This window comes from Hominisplanchenecus murintestinalis (assembly GCF_943193015.1).
GTDB lineage: Bacteria > Bacillota > Clostridia > Lachnospirales > Lachnospiraceae > Hominisplanchenecus_A > Hominisplanchenecus_A murintestinalis.
Map to the genome: position 1 here is coordinate 1 of NZ_CALPCM010000084.1, position 5,003 is coordinate 5,003.

The 5,003-nt window shown below is 41.9% G+C and carries 8 protein-coding genes; all 8 read right to left on the reverse strand.

What is annotated here, in order from left to right; genetic code table 11:
• Nucleotides 1-528: relaxase/mobilization nuclease domain-containing protein (locus NFR99_RS14625; RefSeq protein ID WP_251354016.1), on the reverse strand; the 528-nt coding region annotated here is incomplete at its 3' end.
• The gene (locus NFR99_RS14630) at nt 500-895 is read right to left on the reverse strand and encodes a plasmid mobilization protein (RefSeq protein WP_016228403.1); all 396 of its coding nucleotides are present in this window, start codon (nt 893-895) and stop codon (nt 500-502) included. The genes NFR99_RS14630 and NFR99_RS14625, both read right to left, overlap by 29 nt.
• A gap of 592 nt (nt 896-1,487) precedes the next feature.
• Nucleotides 1,488-2,207, reverse strand: a complete 720-nt coding sequence (locus tag NFR99_RS14635) for an MBL fold metallo-hydrolase (RefSeq protein ID WP_172552387.1) — start codon at nt 2,205-2,207, stop codon at nt 1,488-1,490.
• A gap of 96 nt (nt 2,208-2,303) precedes the next feature.
• Nucleotides 2,304-2,516, reverse strand: coding sequence for a helix-turn-helix domain-containing protein (locus NFR99_RS14640; RefSeq protein ID WP_016288533.1), 213 nt, complete (start codon nt 2,514-2,516; stop codon nt 2,304-2,306).
• Nucleotides 2,488-2,946, reverse strand: a complete 459-nt coding sequence (locus tag NFR99_RS14645; protein ID WP_251354017.1) for an RNA polymerase sigma factor — start codon at nt 2,944-2,946, stop codon at nt 2,488-2,490. Before NFR99_RS14645 ends, NFR99_RS14640 begins: the two co-directional genes overlap by 29 nt.
• Before the next feature lie 181 nt (nt 2,947-3,127).
• Nucleotides 3,128-3,328 (reverse strand): cysteine-rich KTR domain-containing protein, encoded by a 201-nt coding sequence (locus NFR99_RS14650; RefSeq protein ID WP_465221065.1) that lies wholly within the window; start codon nt 3,326-3,328, stop codon nt 3,128-3,130.
• Entirely contained in the window at nt 3,325-3,927 is a 603-nt protein-coding gene (locus NFR99_RS14655) for a hypothetical protein (RefSeq protein ID WP_330642222.1), read from the reverse strand. The genes NFR99_RS14650 and NFR99_RS14655 overlap by 4 nt, the downstream gene beginning before the upstream one ends.
• A complete protein-coding gene (locus NFR99_RS14660) occupies nt 3,917-4,501 on the reverse strand; it encodes a TetR/AcrR family transcriptional regulator (RefSeq protein ID WP_004061278.1) in 585 nt (194 codons plus the stop codon). The genes NFR99_RS14655 and NFR99_RS14660 overlap by 11 nt, the downstream gene beginning before the upstream one ends.
• Between the last annotated feature and the right edge of the window lie 502 nt (nt 4,502-5,003).

Here is a 5,003-nt window from a genome sequence, read left to right on the forward strand (position 1 = left end):
GAAATACTCCATAGCTGCGTCCGTACAGCGGTGCTTGCAGCCCTCCCTTGTGTCGGCTGGTCTTTCCATGTAGGGCAATAGCGGCACTTCGGCAATCCGCAAAGAATTGATTACGATATGCACATGAATGTTGCCGCTGTGGTTATGCCCGTCTGGGTGGGTGCATACCAACGCTTGATGTCCGGGAAAATGCTCTTTACAGAACTGCTCGCCCAACGCTTGCGCCCGGTCTACGGTCAAGCCGTTGTCTGGTGCGTCACGGGGGTCAAAGGAAATAATATAGTGGTGGCTCTTTACGTCCTCCCGTTTCTGGTTCTTGCCGTATTTCAGATTGGAGCGCATACAGGCGATTGCAAAATCTTCATCACCGCAATTAAGGGAAGATATGCGGTAATCGTCACGGGGGAGAAGCCGCCCGTTTCCGTCCAGTGTGGGCTTCATGGTAAACTCGTCATGCTCAAAGGTTAGGTACTGTTCGGCAGCTCCGTAATCGGCATTTTTAGAGCTGATATGTTTGAATGTTGCCAACGGCTTCACCTACTTTCTGCAAGACTTCAAACTTCAAGGCGGCAAGCTCCGCTGTGGCGGCTCGTACCTCTTGGGAGAGGGCGTTATAAGGTGCGCCGTCCTCGTTTAGACAGCGGGCAATCTGGTTCAAGTTGCCGCCGATTTTCCCGTATTCGGCTGTGAGTTTCCCAACGGCAGAAAGCAGTTCATCATTGACCGGGGAAACAGTAATGACCAGGCGTATGCTCGACTTGGTAAGTGCTTGCCGGATAAACTCGGCTTGGCTCATTTTGCAGAGGGTGACACGCTCGAAAAACTCGGCGTATTCTTCCTCGGTCAAGCGTGTCTTGATTACCCGGTGGCGATGGGGCGTGTTGTATCTTTTCATGGCTTTCAACTCCTTTCTTTTTATGCTTTGCCCTCTCACTAATAGGAGAAAAACAGGGGGTAAAGCGGAAGTGTTTTTTTGAAAAATCCGAAAAATTTTTTCGGGGATTTTTCAAGCGGCGCAAGCCGCAAAAAGGCGGGCTTGGGGTGGCAACCCCAACAAGATTCCCATAGGACAAAATGAACCGGTAGGCGAAATTTGGTACTGTGGTAGAATCTTGCTCTAAGAAAGTGACGGCTTCCTCTGTGTGGGCTTTTGCTGATACCTCCGGCGGGCAGGGCGTGGATTCTGCCAGCTATGCGGCGGGATTTCTCCCCCTACTACCTACAACACCACGCAAAGCAAAAATGACGGTGATTTGCGGAAATTTCCCTCTATTTCTTACAAAACCACACAAGCCGGAATAGGCGGGATTTTTAAGAAATTTCTTTCTATCCCCTTTGCACGGCATAATACTGGCGATTTTCAAAAATGCCAAAAATGGGCGCAAAAAAACAGGAAACCTTTTCTTGATTTCCTGTCTTGGTGTGCCGTTCTATGTAACGGCGGTTATTCAGTTTTTCGGTATGGCTACAATTCTACAAACTGGAAGTTATTGAATCGGTAACAATTCCATATTTTTTGCTCGTTTTAGATTTATTTTAAGGTCTTCATATTCAAACGGCTTGCCATGTCCCGGATATATTAGATTTGGTCTGAGTGCAATGATTGTTTCCCAAGATTTCAGAAAAGCCGTTTTGTCCTCTGCCCAAATGGTTATTCTATGTAAACTTGGCAAGCCGTTCATAGCAGCGTCACCGCAGAATAGAGAACCGTCATTTAGTAAAAGCGATATGGAATCGGCGGTATGACCGGGAGTATCAATAATTTTTCCTTGCAGTAAAAGTTCCACTTGCTTACGGTTTTGTTCGGTCACTTGAATACATCTACATTGATATTCTTGCTTTATTGAGGGAAACAAATGCTTACCTTTGCCAACGAATTTCATTAAATAACAAAAGAACAAGGCAATCTTAGTTGTGCAACCGCCATGAAAAGAGTTTTGCCCTCTATATAATCTTTCTAATGCTTTGTCGCTCATAACGATTTGGAGGTCAGAGCATTCCGAAAGTACTTCATTCAGATAACCTGCGTGGTCATCGTGAACGTGTGTCAAAAAAATATATCGTATCTGTTGAGGGGCTATTTGCATCTTTGCCAGTTGCTTTTTAAAATGTGCAAATCCGCTTTCATACCCTGTATCAATCAGTACATAGCCTTTGTCAATAGGATATATCCAATTATTTACTATCCTGCTTCCTGCATTGAACATAGGTGTTCTCTCCTTTCATTCATTTTCATCGGCGTCAACTTTCGATTTGTCGTTGCTTTATTATATATCCGTTTTCCCAAAAATGAAAGCGATTTCTTATACTTCCTGTTCATCAAAGCGGAACTTGAACAAAGCAGCGACAAGCCGTTGTTTTATGCTGTCCTCGGTATCCCTGTCGATATGCCCGTTTTCAATGGCGGCAATTCGGATGCGCTTGCTGTAATGCCGTAAAACCTCGTCCACCGCTTCCGGCTCTCCGCTGGTCGCCCGGACAATCGTTTCATAGGGCAAAAGGTTCGGATTCCCCATGCGAAAGCACCTCCATTTCCCTTTGCAGGAGTTTTAAAGTCCTGCGGATTAGATACCCGGTCGTACTCCGGCAGCGTCCATACATTTCCCCGATTTCCTGTTGTGTGTAATCCCCGAAAAAGTAAAGGAAAATGATTTCCCGGTTTCTCTCCGGCAGGGATAACAGGGCGGTTGCAAGCTCCCCATTGGTGAGGATAACTGTCTGACCGCATATCGTTATAGGGTATTCTTCATAGGGTGCTTCAAAATATTTGTCTGTTGTGCCTAAAGGGTAAAACTTTTCTTCTGTGAGGTATTCAAGGGATATTTCTTTTTGCCGCCGTCTGCTTCTGTCACGCCATGCGTTGAGTGCTGCATAGCGTATGACGGTCTTGCAAAAGCCGTTAAAGGTATACATGATGTGTTCTTTGTATGCTTCTGTGCAAGGCATAGGTGATTTCCCCCTTTCTCCCACATGGGGCGGTGCTTGGTTTACTGTTGCATTTTATAATTCAAGGGGTGACGTTTTAGATTGCTTCCCCATGATTATCTTCCGGCATACCTTTAGCATTTTATTTTCAAGAAAATAGCCGACAAGTTGTGATTTCTCACAAGTCTTGTCGGCTCTGCGTCTATGCGTCTGGCTCTTTTTTATACAAATTTTTAATAACTGTTACCTGTAAATCTTTTGCGTTAATCAAGCTTTCCTGTTTACATTTCGGACAGTAAAGAGGGAAATTTTTTAATTCTGTATCTGCCCGTATCTGTAATCTTGTTTTGCTCCCGCAAACAGGACAATGTACCCATTCTATTCTTTTCATTATAGACCTCATTCCTTGCAATTACGAAAACGCAAAAAGGATAAAATACCAATAGGACAAAAATAAACGCACCAAAACTCTAATACAGCTATACCTATCCACGTCAGACTATCCGTTTTGAATACTCCGAGCATAGGAATAATCAAACAAGAGATAAAAAACACGCCATGTACCATGAGCAGATATTTCAGCCATTTATCTATCTTTTTCTGTGGTTTTATCGTCAATCCGGCAAATAGTGTAGCTAATGACATAACCCCGTAACCCAACAGGTCATAGTTAAATAGCAATCCATATTGCTGAAAATCAAGAAGTGCAACAGCTTGCTGTGTTAAATCATCTAATCGTACAGTTGTTAGCTGAGCAAAATAAACTAACAAAATAATAGCTGCGTATATGACGGAAAAGGCTACTGAAACACAACCCGCTAATTTTACTTCCTTTTCAGCAAAGTGGGCATATCCACATACCATAGCTACAAAACTGAATGCAATGAACATAGAGAAAAAGTAGCTGCCATAATCAAAGTCAAATAGCATAGACATAGCAAAACAGATTACCGCAATGAAATTAACACAAGAGCTATACACTCCTATTTTCTTATTCATCAATCTGCACCGTTCCTTTATAAAGAATACCAACCAATTTATTGATATATGTTGCCCTATCCTCGGTTTTCGTAAAATCATACCCCAATAATTGTTTGATTGTCTCACTTCCTAAAAATGCCGCCTGCATTGCAACAGTAAGAATAAATACAAACATGGATTTATCCTCATTTGAAATATCATTTCTCAAAGACAGCGAAAAGCCCCGTTGTGTAAGTACAGAATTACAGTTTTCCGTATAATTTTGTAAATCACCCAAAATAGAAATACGTGAAATAGCAGAATGTTCAAACAGAAAATTGAAAACATTAGTAGCACAATCCATTAAGCGTTCTTTATCTGTTTCATATTGGTTCGTCATTTGAAATTCTGTAACTACTTTTCCGATAATGCGCTGCACACATTCCGTTATCAATTTTTCTTTACTACCAAAGTGATAGTTGATTAAACCTAATCCAACATCTGCTTTTGTGGCAATCATACGGGCGGTTATGTCCTTAATGTTGCCGTTATGTTTTTCAATCAATTCCGTTGTAACTTCAATAATGCGATTTTTTACATTGGCATTTTTATCCATAGCAATATTCCTTTCTTGAACAACGTTCAAATATATTGTATTGAACATTGTTCTAAAAGTCAATAGATTTTATGAATTTACTCCATTTTTTACCATTCCGAGAAAACGGAATAGCGATAAATTGTTCTATTTTGTCCAATAATAAAATTTTATGAAAGAAAGGAAAGAGGGATTCCGTAGCAGTCGGCATTGTGGGAATGTGTATAACTGGCTATCTCATGGAATTGTGGGTAACTCTGTTTGCAGGACGTGGGAAAGCTGCCCTTTAGCTTTTCCATGTACTGTGAATAGAGTTATCCATGATTCCATAGCCTGTTATGCACATTTCCATAATGCTTGTCTTTGGTTTCTTTGGTTTGGAATAGTGTGGTGCTGGCGGTCTATCTCTTGTTTTCGGTTGCTTGCTTCTTTACCGTACATGAGCATTTATCAATGTCATCAAACTGCAGGAGTGTATCTTCATCCATACGGTTGAAAAATCTTGATAGTGTTGGCTGTGAAG